This window comes from Nocardia sp. 348MFTsu5.1 (assembly GCF_000383535.1).
GTDB lineage: Bacteria > Actinomycetota > Actinomycetes > Mycobacteriales > Mycobacteriaceae > Williamsia > Williamsia faeni.
Genome location: NZ_KB911509.1, coordinates 12727 through 35514, shown reverse-complemented (window position 1 = coordinate 35514; position 22788 = coordinate 12727). Strand labels below are relative to the sequence as shown.

General features: G+C 63.8%; 19 protein-coding genes. 14 read left to right on the top strand and 5 right to left on the bottom strand.

Annotated elements, in window-relative coordinates; all coding sequences use genetic code 11:
* The first annotated feature begins 144 nt into the window (after window positions 1–144).
* The 14 genes from H290_RS0100155 to H290_RS0100090 all read left to right on the top strand — a co-directional run bounded on the left by H290_RS0100155 (window position 145) and on the right by H290_RS0100090 (window position 15071).
* Complete coding sequence (locus H290_RS0100155; protein WP_020104719.1) at window positions 145–1134, top strand: LacI family DNA-binding transcriptional regulator; 990 nt, start codon at window positions 145–147, stop codon at window positions 1132–1134.
* 263 nt (window positions 1135–1397) lie between these two features.
* Window positions 1398–2600: a cytochrome P450 gene (locus H290_RS0100150; RefSeq protein WP_020104718.1), complete on the top strand. Its 1203-nt coding sequence runs from the start codon at window positions 1398–1400 to the stop codon at window positions 2598–2600.
* Window positions 2601–2615: 15 nt separating this feature from the next.
* The gene (locus tag H290_RS0100145) at window positions 2616–3479 is read left to right on the top strand and encodes an alpha/beta fold hydrolase (protein ID WP_020104717.1); all 864 of its coding nucleotides are present in this window, start codon (window positions 2616–2618) and stop codon (window positions 3477–3479) included.
* Between the two features lie 30 nt (window positions 3480–3509).
* Window positions 3510–5204 carry a bifunctional 3-(3-hydroxy-phenyl)propionate/3-hydroxycinnamic acid hydroxylase gene (locus H290_RS0100140; protein WP_051121841.1) on the top strand — a complete coding sequence of 565 codons (1695 nt, stop codon included), beginning with the start codon at window positions 3510–3512 and terminating at the stop codon, window positions 5202–5204.
* Complete coding sequence (locus H290_RS0100135) at window positions 5161–6114, top strand: 3-carboxyethylcatechol 2,3-dioxygenase (protein WP_020104715.1); 954 nt, start codon at window positions 5161–5163, stop codon at window positions 6112–6114. The genes H290_RS0100140 and H290_RS0100135 overlap by 44 nt, the downstream gene beginning before the upstream one ends.
* Window positions 6115–6194: 80 nt before the next feature.
* Window positions 6195–7949, top strand: coding sequence for an FAD-binding protein (locus H290_RS0100130; protein WP_020104714.1), 1755 nt, complete (start codon window positions 6195–6197; stop codon window positions 7947–7949).
* A gap of 2 nt (window positions 7950–7951) precedes the next feature.
* The gene (locus H290_RS0100125; protein ID WP_020104713.1) at window positions 7952–9256 is read left to right on the top strand and encodes an LLM class flavin-dependent oxidoreductase; all 1305 of its coding nucleotides are present in this window, start codon (window positions 7952–7954) and stop codon (window positions 9254–9256) included.
* 25 nt (window positions 9257–9281) lie between these two features.
* Window positions 9282–10163: a coniferyl-alcohol dehydrogenase gene (locus H290_RS27350; protein ID WP_036517627.1), complete on the top strand. Its 882-nt coding sequence runs from the start codon at window positions 9282–9284 to the stop codon at window positions 10161–10163.
* Window positions 10164–10201: 38 nt separating this feature from the next.
* Entirely contained in the window at window positions 10202–11197 is a 996-nt protein-coding gene (locus H290_RS0100115) for a cyclase family protein (RefSeq protein ID WP_028462589.1), read from the top strand.
* Window positions 11198–11203: 6 nt separating this feature from the next.
* Entirely contained in the window at window positions 11204–11818 is a 615-nt protein-coding gene (locus H290_RS0100110) for an NADPH-dependent FMN reductase (RefSeq protein WP_020104710.1), read from the top strand.
* The gene (locus H290_RS0100105) at window positions 11815–12717 is read left to right on the top strand and encodes an alpha/beta fold hydrolase (RefSeq protein ID WP_020104709.1); all 903 of its coding nucleotides are present in this window, start codon (window positions 11815–11817) and stop codon (window positions 12715–12717) included. The genes H290_RS0100110 and H290_RS0100105 overlap by 4 nt, the downstream gene beginning before the upstream one ends.
* Window positions 12718–12722: 5 nt before the next feature.
* Entirely contained in the window at window positions 12723–13577 is an 855-nt protein-coding gene (locus H290_RS0100100; RefSeq protein WP_051121840.1) for an SDR family NAD(P)-dependent oxidoreductase, read from the top strand.
* On the top strand, window positions 13574–13768 hold the full coding sequence (locus H290_RS0100095) for a ferredoxin (RefSeq protein ID WP_020104707.1): 195 nt from the start codon (window positions 13574–13576) through the stop codon (window positions 13766–13768). Before H290_RS0100100 ends, H290_RS0100095 begins: the two co-directional genes overlap by 4 nt.
* A gap of 61 nt (window positions 13769–13829) precedes the next feature.
* The gene (locus H290_RS0100090) at window positions 13830–15071 is read left to right on the top strand and encodes a cytochrome P450 (protein ID WP_020104706.1); all 1242 of its coding nucleotides are present in this window, start codon (window positions 13830–13832) and stop codon (window positions 15069–15071) included.
* 101 nt (window positions 15072–15172) lie between these two features.
* Here the strand turns inward: H290_RS0100090 and H290_RS0100085 are convergent, their stop codons facing one another.
* From H290_RS0100085 to H290_RS0100065, 5 genes are all read right to left on the bottom strand, one after another.
* Window positions 15173–17596, bottom strand: coding sequence for a CoA transferase (locus H290_RS0100085; RefSeq protein ID WP_028462586.1), 2424 nt, complete (start codon window positions 17594–17596; stop codon window positions 15173–15175).
* A gap of 5 nt (window positions 17597–17601) precedes the next feature.
* Window positions 17602–18564: an enoyl-CoA hydratase/isomerase family protein gene (locus H290_RS0100080; RefSeq protein WP_020104704.1), complete on the bottom strand. Its 963-nt coding sequence runs from the start codon at window positions 18562–18564 to the stop codon at window positions 17602–17604.
* A gap of 62 nt (window positions 18565–18626) precedes the next feature.
* Complete coding sequence (locus tag H290_RS0100075) at window positions 18627–19748, bottom strand: Xaa-Pro peptidase family protein (protein WP_020104703.1); 1122 nt, start codon at window positions 19746–19748, stop codon at window positions 18627–18629.
* Window positions 19738–20907 carry a Xaa-Pro peptidase family protein gene (locus H290_RS0100070; protein WP_081631468.1) on the bottom strand — a complete coding sequence of 390 codons (1170 nt, stop codon included), beginning with the start codon at window positions 20905–20907 and terminating at the stop codon, window positions 19738–19740. The genes H290_RS0100075 and H290_RS0100070 overlap by 11 nt, the downstream gene beginning before the upstream one ends.
* An 89-nt stretch (window positions 20908–20996) precedes the next feature.
* Complete coding sequence (locus H290_RS0100065) at window positions 20997–22166, bottom strand: amidohydrolase family protein (RefSeq protein WP_020104701.1); 1170 nt, start codon at window positions 22164–22166, stop codon at window positions 20997–20999.
* Window positions 22167–22788 lie beyond the last annotated feature (622 nt).

The window sequence follows — 22788 nt, the reverse complement described above, 5'->3', positions numbered from 1 at the left end:
GTGTCCGTTGTGCCCGGTCTGGGTGGAGTTGCACACGGCGTGGTGGCTGCGGTGTTGATAATCTCGCACAAAGAGGCACCCTGCCTGCGACATCGCGCTCTGCGGGCCGCGGTGGCGATCGATTGAGAGAGGCCGGAGGTGGCAGTGGGCGTCAAGGGACCGGCGAGGCCGACAAAAGCCGATGTCGCCCGGCTGGCCAAGGTCTCACCGGCGACTGTCAGCTACGTCCTCAACAACGTCGCAGGTCAGAAGATCTCCGCCCAGACCCAGGCTGCGGTACGCAGCGCCGCCGAGACGCTCGGCTACCGGCCCAACCTGGCGGCCCGCAACCTGGCGGTGGGTGGCAGTGGTGTGGTGCTGTACGTGCTACCCCGCATGGCACTGAGTGAGTTGCCGATCGAGGTCGGCAGCCGCCTGACAAACGCGCTGGCCAAGCATGGCGTGGTCGTCTCGTTGCAGTTCGAGACCAAAGATCCGGCGAGCATGACAGGCGCGATCGCCAACTTGAATCCGATAGCCGTGACCAGCATCTTTCCGCTCTCGGCCGAACCGCGCGCCGTCGTCGAGGCCGCCGGTATCCGGCACATCGACGTGGTCAACACTCACCTCGACGGATTCGACTCTCTGAACCTCGCGGTCGGGGAGCTGGTGGTGGACCACCTGGTGTCCAAGGGGCACACCAACGTGGCGTTCGCCGGTATCGACGTGCCCAAGCAGCTGGCGTTGAACGGCTTTCGGCGGGCCGGCATCCGGGCGGCAGCCCTCGAGCGGGGCCTTCCCGAAATCCCCGCCGGGTCGTTTGAGCCCAGCGGAGCCAACGCGGCCACGATCGTCACCGAGTGGGCTCGGCAGGGTGTGACCGCCGTGTATGCCGCGAGCGACGACGCCGCGTTTGTGGTGCTCCACGGGCTGCGTGAGGCGGGTCTACGGTGCCCGGAGGATCTCGCTGTCATCGGCGGTGAGGCCAGCCCACTGGGACCCGTCAGCAATCCTCCGCTGACCTCGGTGAAGATCCATGCCGGCGCGATTGTGGACGCCGCGGTGGCCGCGATGATGCGCGAGCTCGGATATCAGCCGGACGAGGATCCCAGCAGTGCGAACGTCTTTGAGCTGATTCAGCGCCAATCGACCTGATCGTCGCTGGTCAGCGCGCTCCACAACTGGTTCAGGAACTATCTCTCAGAATTTCGTGACGCGAGTCACTTACGCGTGTAAGCTCGCATTCAGTCCAAACCAGTTCTGCAAATAGTTGATGTCCCGGCGCAGTGAATGCTCGTAATTCGGGAAAGCTGCTCCCCGGGACGATCGTGTGACGAAATTGGCCACTTTTCGGATCTCCGAGTGGTTTGCGAAGCGTGCCGATATTGCGTCGACGGCACAGAGGGAGGGGTAATCCGGTGACGGTGAGTGCGAATAGCGATGTGCATTTCGATCCTTATGACGTGGAATTGAATGCCGACCCGTATCAGATGTTTCGTCGGCTCCGGGAAGAAGTGCCGCTCTACTACAACAGCGAACACGACTTCTACCTGCTCAGTCGCTACGCCGACGTCCACGGCGCGCTGACAGACCCCACGACCTTCAGTTCTGCGCGTGGTGCGATTCTCGAGCTGATCAGGGCGAACATCGACATCCCGCCCGGTGTGCTGATCTTCGAGGATCCGCCGGTCCACACCGTTCACCGAAAGCTCCTGGCTCGAATGTTCACGCCCCGCAAGGTGTTTGAGCTGGAGCCGAAGATTCGCGAGTTCTGCGCCCGCAGTCTTGATCCATTGATCGGTGCCGGAGAGTTCGACTTCGTCGCCGATCTCGGCGCGCAGATGCCGATGCGGGTGATCGGGATGCTGATCGGAATCCCGGAGGCAGATCAGGTGGCCATCCGGGAACACGCCAATGCCCAGATGCGTACCGAGGCAGGCAAACCGATGAAGGCCGCCGAGGAAGGGATCGACACCGGTGAGATATTCGCCGACTACATCGACTGGCGCGCCAAACATCCTTCCGATGACATCGTGACCGAATTGCTCAACGTCGAGTTCGAAGATGAGACCGGGACGACCCGCAAACTCACCCGCGCAGAGTTGCTCACCTATGTCAATGTGGTTGCCGGCGCGGGCAACGAGACGACCACCCGGCTGATCGGATGGGCCGGCAAGGTTCTTGCCGAGCATCCGGATCAGCGGCGCCAGCTCGTCGAGGATAATTCGTTGATACCCAGGGCGATTGAAGAGCTGCTGCGGTTCGAGCCGCCAGGGCCGCATGCGTCGAGGTATGTGACCCGCGACGTCGAATACTACGGCCAGACCGTACCCGCGGGTAGCGTGATGATGTTGCTGCTGGCCTCCGCCTGCCGCGACGATCGCCAGTTCCCGCCGAACGGTGATGTTTTCGACATCAATCGCGAAGCCCACCCGCACCTTGCCCTCGGCGTCGGCACACATTTCTGCCTCGGCTCGTCGTTGGCCCGTCTGGAAGGACGGATTGCGCTCGAAGAGATTCTGAAGCGATTCCCGGAATGGGACGTGGACCTCACCCGCGCGACCTTGTCCCCGACCTCGACGGTCCGGGGTTGGGACGCGATGCCCGCCGTCATTCGCTGAGAGTGCAGATACCCAGTGCCAGAACACGAAAGCATCTGGAGTGACCTTCAGGGTGTTGCCTTTGAGCAGGGTTACCTGACGATTGGTGGCATTCGGACCCGCTTCCTGCATGCCGGTGACCACAGCAAGCCGGTCCTGGTTCTGCTCCACGGATCCGGCGGTCACGCCGAAGCCTACGTGCGCAATCTGGAGGCACACTCCGAGCACTTCTCCACCTGGTCGATCGACATGCTGGGGCACGGCTACACCGACAAACCCGGTCACCCGCTCGAAATCCCGCACTATGTGGACCATTTCCTGGGATTCCTCGATGCGATCGATGCCCCTCAGGCCAGCCTGAGTGGCGAGTCCCTCGGCGGTTGGGTGGCTGCACGTGTTGCCGCCGACCACCCGGATCGGATCAACCGGTTGGTGCTGAACACCGCCGGCGGATCGCAGGCCGACCCGGTCGTGATGAAACGGATCATCGATTTGTCGATGGCCGCCGTGCAGGATCCGACGTGGGAGACCGTGCAGGCCCGCATCAAGTGGCTGATGGCAGACAAGTCGAAAGGCTACGACGATATCGTCGCAAGCCGGCAGCGGATCTACCGCCAACCGGGCTTTGTCGATGCGATGAGCGACATCATGGCCCTGCAGGATCCGGAGATCAGAGCCCGGAACCTGCTGGGGCCCAGCGAATACGGACGTATCACGGCACCGACGATGGTGCTGTGGACCAGCGACGATCCGACCGCGAACGTCGACGAAGGCCGCCGCATCGCATCGATGATCCCGGGCTCACGCTTCGAGGTGATGACCGGTTGTGGACATTGGCCGCAATACGAGGATGCCAAGACGTTCAACGCGCTCCACCTCGAGTTCCTGTTGGGAGGCTGACGCGTGTCATCGGCTATCGACGGTGGAGCAATCGAAGGGGATCAGGTCGGTCACGCCCCGCAGACAACGCAGGTTGATGTGGTGATCGTCGGTGCCGGCCCGGTGGGGCTCACCCTCGCCAACATTCTCGGCCTCCAGAATGTTCGGACCCTGGTGGTCGACGAGCGGGAGACGCTGATCGACTACCCGCGTGGGGTGGGTCTGGACGACGAGTCCCTACGTACGTTCCAGGCGATCGGTCTTGTGCAGCAGGTACTCCCGCACACCAGCCCGAACCAGATCCTGCGCTTTGTCGATGCCAGGCGCCGGTTGCTGGCCGAAATCGCCCCGACCGATACCTCATTCGGGTGGCCCAAACGCAATGCGTTCGTTCAGCCGTTGGTCGACGCGGAACTGCTGGCCGGCCTCGATCGCTTCGATCATGTTCAGGTGGACTGGAACTCGCCGATGGCGGACGTCGACGACACCGATGACGGTGTGGTCGTCGAACTCTCGGGTACCGACGGCCCGAGGACCGTGACCGCGAGCTACGTCGTCGGCTGTGATGGCGGGCGCAGCGCAACACGTCACCTGATGGGGGTGTCGTTCGAGGGGACAACATCACCGACCCGGTGGCTGGTCGTCGATCTGGCGACCGATCCGCTCGGCCACCCGAACATCGAGGTCGCCGCCGATCCGGCGCGGCCCAACGTCTCGGTGTCGATCGCGCACGGCATCCGCCGATTCGAGTTCATGATCCATGCCGATGAGAGTGACGAAGAGGCGCAGCGGCCGGAGTTCCTCGCGAAACTCCTTGCGCCACTGGTGCCGTACCCGGACCGGCTCGACGTGATCCGGCGCCGGGTGTACACCCATCACTCCCGGATCGCCGGTGCCTTCCGGAAGGGCCGGATACTGCTGGCCGGTGACGCCGCACATCTGATGCCGGTATGGCAGGGCCAGGGATACAACAGTGGGATCCGTGATGCGGCCAACCTGGGATGGAAGCTGGCCGCGGTGGTGACCGGTCGCGCCGACGATGCGCTCCTGGACACCTACGACACCGAACGTCGCAGCCATGCCCGGGCGATGATCGACCTGTCCACCATGGTCGGCCGGGTCATCTCACCGACCAATCGCCGGGTCGCCGCCGCCCGCGACCTGCTGATCCGCGGCGCGTCGGTGCTTCCCGCACTCAAGAACTACGTGCTGACGATGCGATTCAAGCCGATGCCTCGTTATGAGCACGGTGCGGTCGTCCACGCCGAACCCCTCCCGCCACGGTCAGCGGTGGGGACGCTGTTCATCCAACCGCGCGTCGACACCCGAGAACGGCACGGGGCTCTGCTCGATGATGTTCTCGGCACCTGGTTTTCGGTGCTGTGCTGGAACAACCATCCGCGGACGGTTCTCGGGGACGAGCAGTTCGCACGGTGGAAGGCCCAGGGCGCCACATTCATCACCGCCCGGCCGACGTGCCAGCTCGAATGGACCGGTCACGACGATCCCGACGTGATCGTGATCGGCGACACCGGCGGTCAGGTCAAGCGCTGGTTCGACGCGCAGACCGACTCGGTTCTGTTCCTGCGGCCGGATCGATGCATCGCCGCGGCGTGTGTGGCGCAACGGGCACCGGAGACCAGCGCCGCACTACTCGACGTCCTCGGATCGGGGCGCGACGGAACAACGAAAGGGGGTACCGATGCCGCTGGCTCTCTGCTGCGTATCGCACAGCCCCCTGCTTGAGCTCCCGGGCACGCCACCGGACCTCGTCGACGAGGTCGGGTCGGCGTTGGAAGAGGCCGCGGACTTTGTCCGGGACTGCGATCCCGAACTGGTGGTGATCTTTTCGCCCGACCACTACAACGGATTCTTCTACCGGGTGATGCCGCCCTTCTGCATCGGTAACGCCGCCCGCGGCGTCGGGGACTACGGGACGTCGGCTGATCCGCTCGATGTCCCACGCGACCTTGCCGACGCGTGTGCGCGGGCGGTCCTCGAATCGGGTGTCGATGTTGCGGTCTCCGAATCGATGGACGTCGACCACGGCACCGTCCAGCCCTTGCAGCGTTTGCTCGGTGACTCGCGGGCCCGGCCGGTGATCCCGATCTTCGTCAATTCTGTTGCGGCGCCGCTGGGTCCACTGCACCGGGTACGGGCGCTGGGGACTGCGGTGGGCCACTACCTGGCCGGATTAGATAAGCGGGTGCTCATCATCGGATCGGGCGGACTGTCCCATGATCCTCCGGTTCCCACACTCGCCACCGCAACCGGCGGCGTCCGCGAGCGAATCATCCACGGCGGCAGCCAGACACCGGAGCAACGTTCGGCCCGGCAGAGTGCGGTGATCGAGGCGGCCCGGGACTTTGCCGCCGGTCGCGGGCCGCTTCGGCCGTTGAATCCGGACTGGGATCGGGAGTTCCTGGCGATCGTTGACTCGGGCCGCCTCGACGAGTTCGACGGATGGTCGAATACGCGGATCACCACCGACGCGGGCAGCTCGGCGCACGAGGTCCGCACGTGGGTGGCCGCCTTTGCGGCGATGGCGACTCAGGGCCCGTACGAGACAACGGTGCGCTACTACCGTGCCGCGCCGGAATTGATTGCGGGGTTTGCGATCCGATCCGCGCAGCAGACGATCCAGGCCCGCCCATGACACATCAACCGACGACCGGAGGGGAGGGCACCGTTGTGGCTTCTGAAGTAGGCGCGGCCAGGTCCGGGGATGCCTACGACATGACAGTCGACGTCCTGGTGATCGGGTCCGGCGGAGGTGGGATGACCGCTGCACTGGCAGCAGCCGACGCCGGCCTGGAAACCCTTGTGGTGGAGAAAGGCAAGCAGTTCGGCGGGTCCACCGCGTTGTCGGGTGGCGGCATCTGGGTTCCGGGTGCACCCGCCCAACGTCGCGAGGGGTACTCGCCGGATCCGTCGGGTGTCGAGGACTACCTGCGGGCGATCACCGGAGGCCTGGTCAGTGATGAACGGATCGCGCAATACGTCAAGACCGCTCCCGAGATGATGGACTTCCTGGAGAAGTCGAGCTCCTGGCTCGAGTTCGTCTGGAAGCCGGGCTATGCGGACTACTACCCGGAGTTGCCGGGTGGTTCCGAGCGCGGGAGCACCATCAACGTCCCGCCCATCGACCTTCGTGTCCTCGGCGCCGAGGAACAGAACCTGTTGACACCTTTGGCTCTTGCTCCGAAGGGGGTGTGGCTGGGGCCGAAGGACCTGCGGGCGTTCTACCGGATCCGGCAGTCATGGGAGGGCAAGGTCGTTCTCTTCAAACTGCTGTGGCGGATGTTCCGGGCTCACGTGTTCGGCGACCGGATCGCGGCGATCGGGCAATCGCTGGTGGCGCGATTGCGGCTGGCCATGAAGGAACACGACATCCCGCTCTGGCTGGAGTCGCCGATGACCGAGCTGATCGAAGGCCCTGATCGAACGGTGCTCGGTGCGGTGGTCGAGCATGAAGGCGCCACGGTGCGGATCGGGGCCCGCCGCGCCGTGATTCTCGCAACCGGCGGATTCGATCACGACATGGATTGGCGCCGGGAACACCAACCCGTCCTGAAGGACGATTGGAGCTTCGGAAATCCGCTGGCCACCGGTGACGGTATCCGAGCGGCGGAAAAGGTCGGCGCCTGCACCGAACTCCTCGATGAGGCCTGGTGGTTTCCGGCCATCCAATGGCCCGACGGCCGGATGCAGTTCATGCTCAACGAACGCATGATGCCGTCGCAGTTCGTGGTCAACGGATCCGGCCGCCGGTTCTGCAACGAAGCGGCGCCGTACATGGACTTCAGCCACGCGATGATCGCCGGCGAGAAGACGGGTGTCACCCACATTCCCTGCTGGCTGATCACCGACTCGCGGTCTTGGGGGAAGTACGTCGTGGCGGGACACCTGCCACTACCGAAGATTCCGTTCGCGCCGGTTCCCACCGGGCGCAAGATGCCGAAGGAGTGGTTGCAGTCAGGAGTTGTCCAAGAAGGTTCCACCTTGGCAGAACTCGCCATCAAGATCGATGTACCGGTCGACGAACTCACCAGGACCGCAGAGCGTTTCAACGAACTCGCGAGGCGGGGTCATGACGACGACTTCAACCGTGGTGACAGCAGTTACGACAACTACTACGGCGACCCGACATTGCCCAACCCCAACCTGTACCCGTTGGTCAAACCGCCCTACTACGCCTTCCGGATGGTCCTCGGTGACCTCGGAACCTCGGGAGGACTCCGCACCGACGAGTACGCCCGCGTGCTCCGTGACGACAACTCGGTTGTCGGTGGCCTGTACGCCGTAGGCAACACATCCGGGGCGGTGATGGGCCGGAGTTATGCCGGGGCCGGGGCCACCATCGGACCGGCGATGACATTCGGATATGTCGCCGCACGGCACATCGCGGGCAACCCGGGTACGGCCGAAGACGCTACACCGCAAGATGATTCCGCTTCTCCTTCACAACCGCTTCATTCCCATCGGAGGTAACCATGAAGATTTCCCTGTTCTATGAGTTCGCGCTGCCACGTCCCTGGACGCAGGACGACGAATACAAGATGTTCCAGGAAGGTCTGGCCGAGGTGGAGGCCGCCGACAAAGCGGGTTTCTCGACGGTGTGGCTCACCGAGCACCACTTTCTCGAAGAATATTGCCATTCCACGGCACCGGAGATGTTCCTCGCTGCTGCGAGCCAGCGCACCAAGGACATTCGACTCGGCTTCGGTGTGATGCACCTGCCGCCGGGGATCAATCACCCCGCCCGTGTCGCCGAGCGCGTATCGACGCTCGATCTCATCTCCGGCGGCCGGGTGGAATTCGGAACCGGTGAATCGTCGTCCGTGGCCGAACTCGCCGGGTTCAACATCGATCCGGCGGACAAGCGTGGACAGTGGGAGGAAGCCCTCGAGGTGACCATCCGCTGTATGACCGAGGAACCGTTCACCGGGTTCAAGGGTGAGCACATCGAGATGCCGGCCCGCAACGTGATCCCGAAGCCGTTCCAGAAGGCGCATCCGCCGGTGTGGGTGGCCTGTACCCGTCCGTCGTCGGTGCAGATGGCAGCGCAAAAGGCCATCGGCGCACTGAGTTTCGCATACACCGGTCCCGGACCGCTCGGTGACCGCGTGGCCTCGTACTACAAGGAATTCGAAGAGCGCGGCGTCCCGTCGACCCCGGAGATCAACCCGAACATCCTCGCGATCGGCGGGGACCTGTCGATGATGGTCGCACCGACCGAGAAGCAGGCACTCGATCGGCTCGGACTCGGTGGCGGCTTCTTCTCCTTCGGGATCATGCACTACTACATGACCGGACAGCACGTTCCCGGACGCACGGGTGTGTGGGAGCGTTACCTCGAAGAGGTGGCCAACGACGACACCCTCGCCTACGGCCCGGGACGCGGAGCCATCGGCTCACCCGAGATGGTCCGCGAGTTCCTGCGCGGCTACGAGGAGAGCGGGGTCGACGAGATCATCCTGCTGCTCAATCCGCGCTGTCACGAGGCGACGATGGAATCGATTGAGCTCATGGGCAAAGAGGTGCTGCCGGAGTTCATCGAGCGGGACGAAAAGGCCGTCAAATTGAAGGCTGAGCGGCTTGCCCCGATCATCGAAAAGGTCGAGGCGCGTCGCCCGGAATCGCGGGCCCCGGAGTTCGACCCGAACTACTCGTTCGGTGGACTGCCGACCGGTCGCGGTGGAAGCTTCACCGCGAGTGAGATTCCCGAGGCCATGGCAGAGATCAACGAAGGCCGCGTCCAGGCGGCGCAGGCTGCGAAAGAAGCGGCGGCGAAGTGACAGTCCCGGCGCAGGAATTCGGGTCATGGGTCACCTAGATCGGCTGTTGCGCTACGACGGCCGCCGCGTAGTGGTCACCGGGTGTTCGTCAGGCATCGGTGAACAGGTCGCGCGGCAGTGCGCCGAGCTCGGGGCCGAGGTGGTCGGACTCGACGTATCTGCGCCGGATTCTCCTGGACCGGACTTTCCGATCAGCGAGTTCCATCAGGTGGACCTCGCTGACCGGGACTCGATCGACCGCACCGTCGCCGCACTCGGCGGCGGTGCGGTCGATGCCCTGTTCAATGTTGCCGGGGTGTCGTCCGGTATCGGGAATTCGCTGCTGGTGGTCACGATCAATTTTCTTGGTATGCGCTATCTGACCGAGTCGTTGATCGTCCGGATGCCAAGTGGGTCGTCGATCACGTGTGTGTCCTCGATGGCTGCATCCGGGTATCGCGACAACCGGGGAACGGTTGCCGAGCTACTCGCCACCACATCGATGGCAGACGGCGTGCAATGGTGCCGCGACCACCCGCAGGCGCACGCGAACGGCGGTTACACATTGTCCAAGGAGGCGATCATCCACTATTGCATCCAGAACTCTGAACATCTTGGCGCACAGGGTATCCGAATCAATTGCACGGCCCCGGGTGTGACCGAGACGCCGATACTCGATCAGCTGCGCACGGCATACGGCCCGGAGTATCTTGACGACATACCAAAACCGTTGGGGCGCGTGTCGAGCCCGCAGGAACAAGCCGCGGTTCTGGTCTTTCTGGGCAGCAATGCCGCCAGTTACGTGTCCGGCCAAGTGGTTTGGGTCGACGGCGGAATCGTGAACAGCAACGAGATGCGTGAACTTGTCGCAACCATCCAGGTCACCGACCATCAAGCACATACAGATGACGCAAGGGAATTGACATGAGCGACCACAGTGGAGTCAGTACCGTCGAACCGACCACCATGTCCACGATGAAGGATTTTCGCCGGGTGGCCGACGAAGTCCGGAATTGGGGTAGGTGGGGTAGCGCCGACGAACTCGGCACCCTCAACTTCATCACCGCCGACAAGGTGGCCGAAGGGGCGTCCCTGGCCAAGCAGGGCAAGGTGTTTCCGCTCGGTGTGGACTTCGGATCGTCCGGACCTCAGGGTGCCTTCAAGTTCCGTCAGAACCCCGTCCACGTGATGACTGTGGACGGCGGCGACGCTGAAGCCCTGGTCAAGTACTGCACGGACTGGGATATCAATTCGGTGGGCCAGGAACTGAGTGGCTTCTTCGCCGGCGAGGACAACCCGTTCCGCTTCAACGACGACATGATCATCATGCCGCTGCAGGCCGCGACACAGTGGGATGCGTTGTCGCACGTGTATTACGAGGACAAGCTGTACAACAACTTTCCCGCCGATTCGGTGACCAGCCTGGGTGCCAAGCACTGCGGAATCGACAAGGTGGACGGCAAGGGGATCACGTCTCGAGGGGTCCTGCTCGACGTCGTCCGCCATCGTGGAGCAGACCTGTACCTCGAACACGGGCAGACGATCACGCCGGCCGAACTCGACGACGTGGCCAAGGCGCAGGGTGTCACCATCAGACGCGGGGATGTCGTCCTCGTCCGAACGGGCTGGTGGGCGCGATTCCTCACCACCGGCGCCGGATCCGAGCCCGGAGCCGGTCTCGACTGGACCTGCGCGTCGTGGTTGCACGATCACGAAGTCGCGGCGGTTGCCTCCGACAACCTGATGGTCGAGGATCCGGTCTCGGCGGTGGAGGGCACGTTCCTGCCGATGCATATGCTCTGTCTGCGGGACATGGGGTTGATGCTCGGTGAGTACTGGGATCTGAACGCGCTGGCCGCCGATTGCGCGGCGGACGGCATCTACGAGTTCCAGTTGATCGCACCGCCTTTGCGCGTGACCGGCGCGGTGGGATCCCCGGTCAATCCGATCGCGATCAAGTAGCCCATCATGACTCACAGCTCAGCGGTGACGGCGACCGGACCAACAGCGTTGCGAGGTGACCGACCCCTGGTGGTCGGACTCGGTGGCACTCTGCGGACGAACTCGTCCACCGAGCGGGTGCTGCGGTACTGCCTGGAATCGATAGAACGGCAGGGTGGCCGCACCGAGATCTACAGCGGCACCGACCTCGACATGCCCATGTACTCGCCGCACGAATTGGATCGGACACCGCAGGCGCGCAAGCTCGTGGACTCCCTGCGCGGAGCCGACGCGGTCATCGTGTCGTCCCCGGGCTACCACGGTGGTGTCTCGGGGCTGATCAAGAACGCGATCGACTACATCGAGGATCTGCGCGACGAACCCCGGACGTACCTCGACAACACACCCTGGGGTTGTATCTCGTGCGCCTACGGATGGCAGGCGGCCGTGGGCACGCTCGGGCAGCTCAGGTCCATCGGCCACGCGCTGCGGGCCTGGCCGACACCACTGGGTGTGGCCATCAATTCGGCTGATCAGATCTGGGATGACTCAGGTGAATTGACCGACGAGGCAGTTCGGGGCCAGCTGGACATGCTGGCGGGGCAGGTGTTGACGTTTGCGAGTGCCGGTAGGCAGTCGTGACGATCTCAGCCGGCCTTCCTTCACCCAAACCTGTTTCACGCAAACAGGTGGTGGTCGACGGACTTGACACCAGCTACCTCGATGGCGGCGAAGGCAAGACTGTGGTGCTGCTGCACGGCGGAGAGTTCGGCGCCGGTGCGGAATTGGGTTTCGAACGCATCCTGGAAGCTCTCGCCGCGAGGTATCACGTCCTGGCCCCCGACATGCTGGGCTTCGGTCACTCGGCGAAGGTGGTCGACTTCAACGACGGGCGCGGTTTGCGCATCCGCCACGTCGCCGCCTGGTGCCGGGTGCTCGGCATCGACTCCGCCCACTTTGTCGGAAACTCGATGGGCGCGGTCATGCTGTTGGCCGACCAGACCTCCGACCATCCGTTGTTGCCGGTGCGGAGCCTGGTGGCCATCTGCGGTGGTGGAGAGATCCAGCAGAACGAGCACATGCAGGCGCTGTACGACTACGACGCCACGATGCCTGCCATGCGCCGGATTGTCGAAGCACTCTTCCACGACACCTCCTATTCCGCGGACGGGGACTTCGTCCGGCGCCGCTACGAATCGTCCACAGCGCCGGGCGCCTGGGAAGCGGTGGCGGCGGCCAGGTTCCGGCGACCGGATGCACCGGCCCAGCCGGCCGGTGCCGGCACGGGTCGGCTCGTGGGTGATCGGCCGTACGAACGCATCGCTGTACCGACACTTGTCGTCGAAGGTGAATGCGACAAACTCCTGCCGTCGGGGTGGGCCAAGCAACTGGCCGACCGCGTGCGGGACGGGACGGCAGCGGTCATTCCGCAGGCCGGCCACTGCCCACAGATCGAACAACCGGGCGCTGTGAGCCGGCTCCTTCTCGAATTCTTCGAGAACCAGTGCGCGCGTGCGCGCGTGACCGAACAACGGAAGTGATGGCGATGGGCGAACTGTCAGGCAAGGTTGCAGTGGTCACGGGCGGGGCCGCCGGTATCGGGGCCGCGACGGTCGAGCGGTTCCTGGCCGAAGGGGCCCGCGTGGTGATCGCCGATACCGATCGGGCCGGAGGCGAATCCCTGGCAAATGCCTTCGGCGACCAGGCGATTTTCCAATCGACCGATGTGTCCGACCCTCTACAGGTCGAGCAGCTCGTCACTGTAGCGGTGGATACGTTTGGCGCACTGGACATCATGGTCAACAACGCCGGCGTCCCCGGCGTCATGCACAAGGACTTCCTGCAGGACGACCTGGCCGACTTCCACCACGTGATGGGGGTCAACCTCTTGGGCGTGATGCTCGGCACGAGGAACGCGGCACGCTACATGGCGGCCAACAACGGTGGGTCGATCATCAACGTGTCCTCGGTGGGTGGGGTCTTGGCCGGCGGAGGTGTGATGACTTATCGCGCGTCCAAGGCCGGCGCCATCCACTTCACGAAATCGGCGGCGATCGAACTGGCCGAGTACGACATCCGCGTCAATTGCATTGCACCGGGCAACATTCCCACCTCATTGCTTGCCACCTCGGCGGCGAAGATGGAGCCGGAGGCGGGCGAGCGTTTCACCAAGCGCGTGCGCGAGGCAATGAAGGCCGACCGGCCCCTCAAGCGTGACGGCGTACCCGGTGATGTGGCCGAGGTGGCCCTGTACTTCGCAAGCGATCGCTCCGGTTACGTGACGGGAACGGTCCTACCCGTCGATGGTGGCACCGTCGCGGGCAAGCCGCTGAAGAAGCGGGCCCCCTCGGATAAATCGGCTGCCGCTGCCCACAGCAATGGAGAAAGAAGGCCCGTATGAAAGTGACTGTCGAACAATCCAAGTGCATCGCTGCCGGGCAGTGTGTCTTCGAGGCGGCAGAGGTATTCGATCAGCGTGAGGACGACGGGATCGTCGAGCTGCTCAATGATCACCCACCCGCCGAACTGCATGCTCATGTCAGGGAAGCCGCGTCGGTATGTCCCGCGATGGCCATCCACGTGGAGGAATGAGCGCAACCCCGCGTGCCTGCATACCGCACTCGATCTTCCGCCAACTCTCAAGGAGTGACCCATGACCGACTCGCTGCCCAGCACCACAATTCAAGAAAAGTCAGACGTTCCGGAGTACCCGATGGAGCGGTCGGCGCAGTGTCCGTTCGCCCCTCCACCGGAGGTCCGGGCCCTCACGGATACGGAGCCGCTGAGCCGCGTCCGGATCTGGGACGGCAGCACTCCGTGGCTGGTCACCGGATACCCGGAACTGAAGTCGCTGATGAGTGATCCGCGGGTCAGTGTCGACGACCGGCGTCCGGGATTCCCTCACTGGAACGAGGGTATGTTGTCGACGGTTGATATCAGGCCACGGTCGGTGTTCACGTCCGATGGTGAGGAACACACGAAGTTTCGCCGAATGTTGACCCGCCCCTTCACCTTCAAACGGGTGGACGCGATGCGCCCGGCGATCCAGCGCATCACTGACGAACACATCGACGCGATTCTGGCGGGCCCGCAACCGGCGGACCTCGTCGAGGGTCTGGCGCTGCCGGTCCCTTCCCTGGTGATCACCGAAATGCTGGGCGTTCCCTACGAGGACCACGAGTTCTTCCAGGCACACGCCACCACAAGTGTGAGTCGTTTCGCGTCGGCCGAGGAGGCGGCAGAGGGCCGGACCGGCCTGGCCAGGTACCTCATCAAACTGGTCAAGAAAAAGCTCGAGGAACCGGCCGAGGACATCGTGACGGAGTTGGCCGAGCGCGTCCGGGCGGGCGAGCTCAGCATGCGGGAGGCCGCGCAGCTCGGTACCGGACTGCTGATCGCCGGCCACGAGACCAGCGCCAACATGATCTCCCTGGGCACGCTGGCACTACTGCAGAACCCGGATCAGCTTGCGCTGCTGCGTGACTCCGATGATCCGAAGGTGCTTGCCAATGCCGTGGAAGAACTGATGCGCTATCTGAGCATCATTCAGAATGGTCAGCGTCGAATTGCGGTGGAGGACATCGAGATCGGCGGGAAGACCATCAAGGCCGGGGAAGGCATCATCATCGACCTCGCCCCGGCGAACTGGGATGCCCGGGAGTTCCCCGAGCCCGAGAAGCTGGATATTCTCCGGCCCGCCCGCCAACAGGTAGGCTTCGGTTTCGGCGTTCACCAGTGCGTGGGCCAGCAGTTGGCCCGGGTGGAGTTGCAGATCGTCTTCCAGACGTTGCTTCGGCGAATCCCGACCTTGAAGCTGGCGATTCCGTTCGAAGAGGTTGAGTTCAAACACGATCGACTGGCGTACGGGATCTATCAGTTGCTGGTCACCTGGTAGCGCACCCCGACCCCCGCTCCCGCACACGAGCCACCTATACGAAGACGAGCCACCTGTATGTGGCTCGTCTTCGTAATTCTGGCTCGTCTGCGGGAGGGGAATTATCGGTCGGGCGACGTGCCCATGATGCCGTCGGCCTGCAACGCATCGATCTCGTCATCGGTGAGCCCGAGTTCGCGCAGGATCTGTAGGTTGTGTTCTCCCAGCAGCGGCGCGGGCGCCCGGTGGAAGTGATCGATGTTGTCGGTGAACCGAATTGGTGTGGTGCTGTGCGCCGCGGGACCGTTCACCGGATGGTCCACCTGTTCGTAGAATCGCCGCGAGGTGAGCTGCGGGATCTCCGTGGTCCGGTGAGGTTGCATGACCTTGGCCGCGGGTACCCCGGCGTCGCAGAGCAATTCGACGGCCGAGTCGCTGGTCATATTCAGGAAGAATGCAGCGAGTTCGGTGTCGATGAGGTCGTGGTGGAGGCGACGGCCGGCGGCATCGTCGAGCGCGGGATCCAACGCCCACTCGGGTCCGCCGAGCGCCTTGTGCAGTCCGGCCCACTGAGAGTCGGTTGCTACGGCCACCGCGATCCAGCAGTCGTTTCGCCCGAACTCATCGACGTCTGCTGATAGATACAGGTTTTGCGGTGCGGCAGTGGGTCCCCGGTTTCCGTCGCGCTGCAAGGTGTTTCCATACGCCGAGTATTCGGTGACCTGCTCGGCGGCGATGCCCAGCGCCGCGTCAACCATGGCCACCTCCACCGCGACACCGTCTCCGGTCCGGGTGCGGTGCTCCAGCGCCAGCAGCAGCGCGTTGAGCGCATGGACCCCCGCATTCGGATCACCCAGTGAATACGGCTCGAGTGGATTTCGATCGGGATACCCGGTCAGCCAGGTCAATCCGGACGCATCCTCGATGACATATGCAAATGCCGGATTCTCCCGCCACGGTCCGTCGAGTCCGAAGCCAGGCATCCGCACCATGATGGCGTCGGGGCGCAGGGCATGGACACCGGCAAAGTCGAGGCCGATCTGATCGAGCACCCGCGGTGTGTAGTTCTCGACGATGATGTCTGCGGTTCCCACGAGTTGACGGAGCAACTGCCGCCCGCGGTCGGTCTGGAAGTCGAGGGTCAGGCTCTTCTTGTTGGTGTTCAGGCCCGAGAAGATCGGGGAGCGCTCCCACCACTGATCCTCTGTGACAGGCACACCCGCGATGAGCCGGGTCCCGTCGGGTCGTCGCGTCGACTCCAGATGGATCACCTCGGCGCCGAGCATTGCAAGAAAATGTGTGCACGAGGGACCGGCCCAGTAGGCGGTCATGTCGAGCACACGCAATCCTGCAAAAGGAAGGTCTTCACCGGTACGAAGTTTCGTAGCCGGGGGACGCTCGCGGCCCGGCCCTATCCGGTAGTGGTGGGTGTGTTCGCCCAGCCGGGGTGCCGGTTCCGGTGGGCGAAGCACGGCCGGCCGCATCCGGAAGGGCGATGCCGGCTGGTCGAATCCGTCCCGCGGATTCTTGGTGAAGCTCCCGCGTTCGCGGAAGTGGTCCTGCTCGGTGGCGTTCGCGCCGTGGATAACCGGGGCATTGGGGATACGCAGGGCGCCGGCGAAGTCGCGGATACCGGCGACATCCTGTTCGGAGAGCCACGCGTAGATGTCCGGTGCGTGCTGATTTGCCCGTTCAGTGATGGACAGAGTCGACTCCTCGTCGATCCACTCCGGGTGACCGACCATGACGCACAGGTCGAACCACTGCTGCATGGTGCCGCAACCCAGCGCCACCAGACCGTCGGCCGCAGCGGCGACCCCGGGAACACTTGCGGCACGGGTGGTCCGAAACGGTCGTTTCAGGGCGTCGAAGAAGCTGACGGAATAGTAGGTGAGACAGAGGATCTCGGTTTCCAGCATCGACACGTCGATGAGATCGCCGATCCCGCTGCCGCTGGTTCCTATTTTGGACGTGAGTGTGCCGGCGCTGGCGTACGCGCCGGTGAGCCATTCACCCACTTGGCCACCTACGTGGACGGGCGCCTGATCGGGTGATCCGCGTCCGAGCCCGACGATGCCACCCGACCATGCTTGCAGCGTGAACTCGGTGGCGGGCCGATCGCTCCACGGCCCGGTGAGCCCGAACGGCGTGATCGCGGTGACGGTCAGATGCGGATACCTGCGATGGATCTCGTCGGCGGTCAACGACGGCCGCTCGGTGATGCGCGAATCTCGTGACCACACCACCGCATCCGCGTCGGTCAGTAGCTTCTCCAGGAGTAGGAGATCATCGGGGTTGTCCGGATCGACCGTCACGCTGTGTTTCGAGCAGGCCAGGTAGCTGAACAGCGCGCCATCGGTATCGGCTGCGATGTTCGCACCCGACGCCGACCACCGGCGCAGCGGATCACCCTCGGGTGGTTCGACTTTGATGATGCGGGCCCCGCCATCGGCGAGCAACTTGGTGCAGTACGCCCCGGCAATACCCGTCGACAGATCAACAACGACGTACCCGTCGAGCGGGTGTCCGGCACTCGTGGTCGGCATCGGCACTATTTCTTCTTCTTGCGACCGGACTTGCTCAACCTGAACTCCGGTGGATACTGGTCGTCGTTGCCCTTCACGGTGTTGTTGAGGCCGCGTCCGAAGGTGTCCTCGTCCTCGAGCATCACCTCGTTGCCGTCGGCCGCGATGTTGCTGCCCATCGACTCGAAGAACGCCGACATCAGGCTGCCCATGTACTCACCCTGCTGCTGCTTCATGATTTCGAAGAACGTCTTCTGCATGAAAACGGTGTCGGTGGGGCGGGTTCGGGCGCAGGAGGTCGCATACTTCTCGACCTCCGCCTCGAGGTCCGCGCGGGGCACAACACTGTTGATGAAGCCGCAGGCGTCCATCTCGGCGGCGGTGAAGGCACGTCCGGTGAAGACCATCTCCTGAAACTTCCGCATTCCCATGGCCTGAGCCCACGTCCACATCCGGGGACCCCAGCCGTGATAGCGGAATGACGGATGCCCGAAGAGGGTGTCGTCGGCCGAGATCACCAGGTCGGCATCCGCGGCCTGATAGAAATGCCAGCCGTAGCAATAGCCTTTGGTCTCCACGATGCTGATCTTCTTGAACTCCTGCAGACTTCGGCACCCGGCCTGCGGATTGGCGTACCACGAGCTGACGGATGCACCGAACCGAAACGACCCCCGGGGTGGCGCCGTGACGTCGTCTTCCTCGAGCTTGAACTCGCGGAGCCGGGCCTCGGGAGACTCGGCGTTCTGATTGGCCATGAACTCGGGAAGATCTGCACCGGAACCGAAGTCGTCCCCGACACCGCGAACCACCAGCACCTTGACATCGTCGTCGATGCTGCAGCGGTGGATCAGGTCGCCGTAGCGCAGGCGGGCAGCGGCGGTCGGGGAGTTGAGCTGGTCGGGACGGTTGAAGGTGATCGTTGCGATCTTGGTCTTGCGGTCCTTCTCGAACAGGATGATCTCTTCGGGTTTGGGAAGTGAATCCGTCATGCTGCGCTTACTCCCTCGATGTTCGGCTCGACTGTGTTCGGCTCGACCGTGTACCCAGCCATCTACCCGGTCCACCAGGGAGCGCCGGTGAGAACTTCGGGACCGTGATCGGTGATCAGGACGGCATCGCGACCGAAGACCGCGCCGATACCCTGCGTCCAGACGTAACTCGTGACGGCCAGGACCATGCCCGGCTCGAGCAGTTCCGACGCATTGGTCTCGGGCAGGTGCGGTGACACCACGGGTGGGTCGAAGCCCAGGCCCAATCCATGCGCGACTGGCGTGGAGGGCAGCGGCTCGCCGGCCGCCTCATATGCGGACAGGAGAGCACCTGCCGGGGCTCCGGGACGACAAGCGGCAAAAAGACCTTCTCGCAGGGCTTCTGAGCGGCGATACAGGGCGCGGGTGTCGTCGGTGACGTCACCGACCGGCCAGGTGCGTCCGACCTCACCGGTATAGCCCCTGTCCAGAACCCCGGCGGCAAAAGCGACGAGGTCGCCGGTGGCGACGTCACCGCTTCCGGGGGCGCGACGCCCGTGGTGGTCCCGCGAGGTGACCCAGGCACCGTCCTGGGTCGCCGGGGTGCTGACACCGCCGGCGGCCATCGCCTCCAGGAGGACACCCGTCAGCCGCTGATCACTGACCCCCGGTCGGAGTTCGGCCACCGCCGCCGCCAAACCGACCTCGGCGATTTCCAATGCCTCTCGGATGGAGGCGATCTCGTCAGTCGTCTTGATCCGACGCGCGGTCCGCAGGGCCACCTCCGCATCGATCAGCTCGGCGTTGGGGAACGCATGGGGCAGGAGCTCGCCAAAACCCGGTGAGAGAGCGTCGATTCCGACTCTGCGGGCCGTTGAAGCGCCGTCGATCTCCTTGAGCACCGCGATGATGTTCATCGGGTTCCAGGCGATTCCGTAGAGGTGATCGTGCGGGATGTCGTCGGGAATGCCCTCATCCCAGGTACTGAGCAGATGGATCTCACCGGTCTCCCGGGACAGGACACAGTTCGGTGCGAAGGGCCGGGTACCGGCTACCCACAGTTGCGTTGCGCCGGTGACGTATCGGACATTGGCCTGTCGACCCAGGACGAGTATGTCGAGGTCATGCGCCTCCATCTGGGCCAGTACGCGCTCTCGCCGTCCGGTGCGAAGAGCGCGATCATCGGCCAGGATTTCAGTCGCCATAAGGGGTGTAGGGGTAGTCGGTGAGTGGCGCGAAGCCCTCTTCGGTGATGACCACGATCTCCTCGCTGCGGTAGCCGCCGGTGCCGTCTTCCCAGACAACCGGCTCGAGTACAAGCACCATCCCGGGTTTGAGGATGAAGTTCTTGTCGTAGGTGGGACCCAGATCGGTTCCGATCATGGGCATTTCGGCTGCGGATGTACCGATGCTGTGGCCGAGGTAGAAATGTGGAAGCCAGGGTTTGGTTCCACCGTTCGCCGCGATGGCGGCATTGGCGAGATCTTCGAGCGTGACGCCGGGCCGGAGTGTCTCGAACACCGCGGTGACCAGGTCCTTCCACTGCCTGAACTGGGCCTGCTGGCGCGCTGTCGGATCTTGTCCGACGATCCAGGTGCGTCCGAAATCAGAGCAGTAGCCCGAGTACGTGATGCTGACGTCGACCCAGAGGACGTCGCCCTTTGCGAGTTCACGCTCGGTGGTCAGCAGCGGGAGTGCGAGATCGCCGTGGGTGGTCCACACCCCGGTGTCCTTGCTCGACGGCATCACCTGCCAGATGGCATCGAGCATGTTGGCTGTCGCGCCGCGCTCGAAGGCTCGCCGGACAAAACCCGCGGACAGGTCGATCTGCCGCATCCCGGGTGAGAGTGCGGCCTGCACCTCGGCCATCGCCTCTTCCGTTATGCGACAGGCATTTCTGATGCACGACAACTCATCGACCGTCTTGATGAGTTTGGCCGCACCGATGATGAGTGCGGCGTCGCGCGGTGGACCAGATGGGAACAGACGCTTTGCCGCTCGCAGCATCGCCCCGGTGCTCTCGTCGACGGCGTAGGTCGCGTCGGCGGGTACCAGATCTTCCAGGATGCGGGCGAAGGTCTCGACACCCTCGTCGAACTCGAGGTAGACGGGCGGGAGCACATGATCGTCGGGTAAGACCGAATCTGCCGGTGCACCATCGCGGATGGGCAAGAACAGGTAGGGCCATTCGTCGTCCGGCAGGATGACCGCGACCGGCCGTTCGACGTGTGACAACCCGGCGTCACCCAACGGCCAGCTCACGCCGGTGGCGTAGGCGACCGCGTTGTTGCCGAGAAGGATCAGCGCGTCGACCCCGCGCTCGGTCATCTCCGCCCGGATCCGGGCACCGGTCTCGCGACGCATCCGGGCCAGGTCGGGTTTGTCGGGGACCCTCAATGTCGTTTTGTTGCTGGTCAAGACAGATGATGTCAAGGTTTGCTGTCGCTCTCTTGTTAGATGCCCAGGAACTTCGACACGTTGGTACTGACGGCCTTGACCGCGTCCTCGGGTCCGAGCGCTTCCACCACGGCGGCGATCGACTTCTCGGAGTATCCGAAGCTGCTCTCGTTGTGCGGATAGTCGGACGACCACATGACGTGATCGATTCCGATCTGCTCGATCATCTGCAGACCCAGCGGGTCGACGATGAACGAGGCACTCATGTGGTTGTCCCAGTAGTGCCGGACATCATGTTCGACAGGACGATTCAGCATGTGACGGAACGACGCCAGCAGGTGTTCGGCGTCCTGGATGGCAGACGGTACCCAGTTGATGCCCCCTTCGAACCAGCCGATCTTGAGGCCGGGATGGCGATCGATGATGCCGCTGAAGATGTACTTGCCGAACATCTCCCGGAACGGCGCGACGTTGTGCATCATGCCGACCGCGACGCTATTGACCTCGCAGGGAGCCGAGAGCGGTGCTTCGCCGATGTGGTGTGCCAACGGGACACCGGACTCCTCGATGGCATCCCAGACCGGGATCATCGACGTGCTGCCGTAGTCGATGGGAGTGCCCTCGAGATCCTTGCCTGCCGATAGCGGCATCAGGAACGTCTTGAGACCCAACGACTTCAGCTCGTCCAGCGTGCGACGGGTACCCGCGGCATCCCACCAGTTGATCAGCCCGACACCGTAGAACCGGCCGCCGGAGCGCTCCTGGAGGTCGGCGATGTATTCGTTGTAGATCCGGAACGCGCGTTCCCGGACATCACGGTCGGGGTAATAGAGAAGTGCCAGAAGGGCATTCGGGAAGGCAAGTTCTTTGGAGACGCCGTCCGCGGCCAGTTCGTCGAGCCGGGCTTCGATGTTGGCGCTGCCGGAGCCGACCAAGGGGTCGTACTGCATCAGGACGTGACTGAAGTCGCCGGGGAGAAATGATTTTCCCTTGCGTCCCAACTGGAAAGCGCCCTCCTCGTACCATACTCGGGGCGCCTTCTCGCGGAGTTCCTCAGGGAAGCGCTCGAAGAAGATGTCGTCGGCGAGTGAGATGTGATTGTCCGCCGAGAACACCTGGGTGCCGGTGGGGAGCCCGAGGTCGCCGACGGCGTGTCCGCGACGGTCCTTCGGGGGAGCTAGTCCTTCCGGTGGATACAACGATGCGCTGGTGGTGTGAAGCGACATTACTTCTCCATCTGTTCGACTGGTTGGCTGAGTTCACGTGCCGATGGCGGTGTCGGGTGCGGCAGGCTCGCGCTGGCGCGGCCGGGGAAGTGGGCAACCTCGTGAGCGACTCCGGGTGCGTGACAATTCCGTACGCCGGCTGTTGCGACGGAATTCGAAACGGTCCGCACCCCGAGCGGAGTGCTCGGACTACATAAAGAATGCGTTTTCGTGTTCCGGGCTCGAAGAAAAACGGCAATCCTCTGTAGCGGAAATCACATTATCACGCACATTCGGTGTTAGCCAGAGTGTATTTCGGGCTGTGCGGAGGGCCGTCGGGCGTCGATGGAACGACGGATGGGCGCATCTGACCGAAAGGTCCCACACGAGTTACTTATGCGTGTAAGTTGGCGGATGAGCGAGTTGGGTGTCGTGATGGCTGCACGTCGAGATACCAGCCTGGCGAGCTCGGGAAACGGAGTCCGGTGGCGACCGGTGTTTCGGCTGTATGTCCAGGTAGAGCCAGGGAAGTGCTCTGCTGGTGGCGGGGGTCGGACCGCAGTTGCGTCGGTCTCGAACGGGCCCCATGCCGGCGGAAGCGGCGGTTCGGCTCGGAGGAAACGCGTGCGCGCCAGATCTGGCG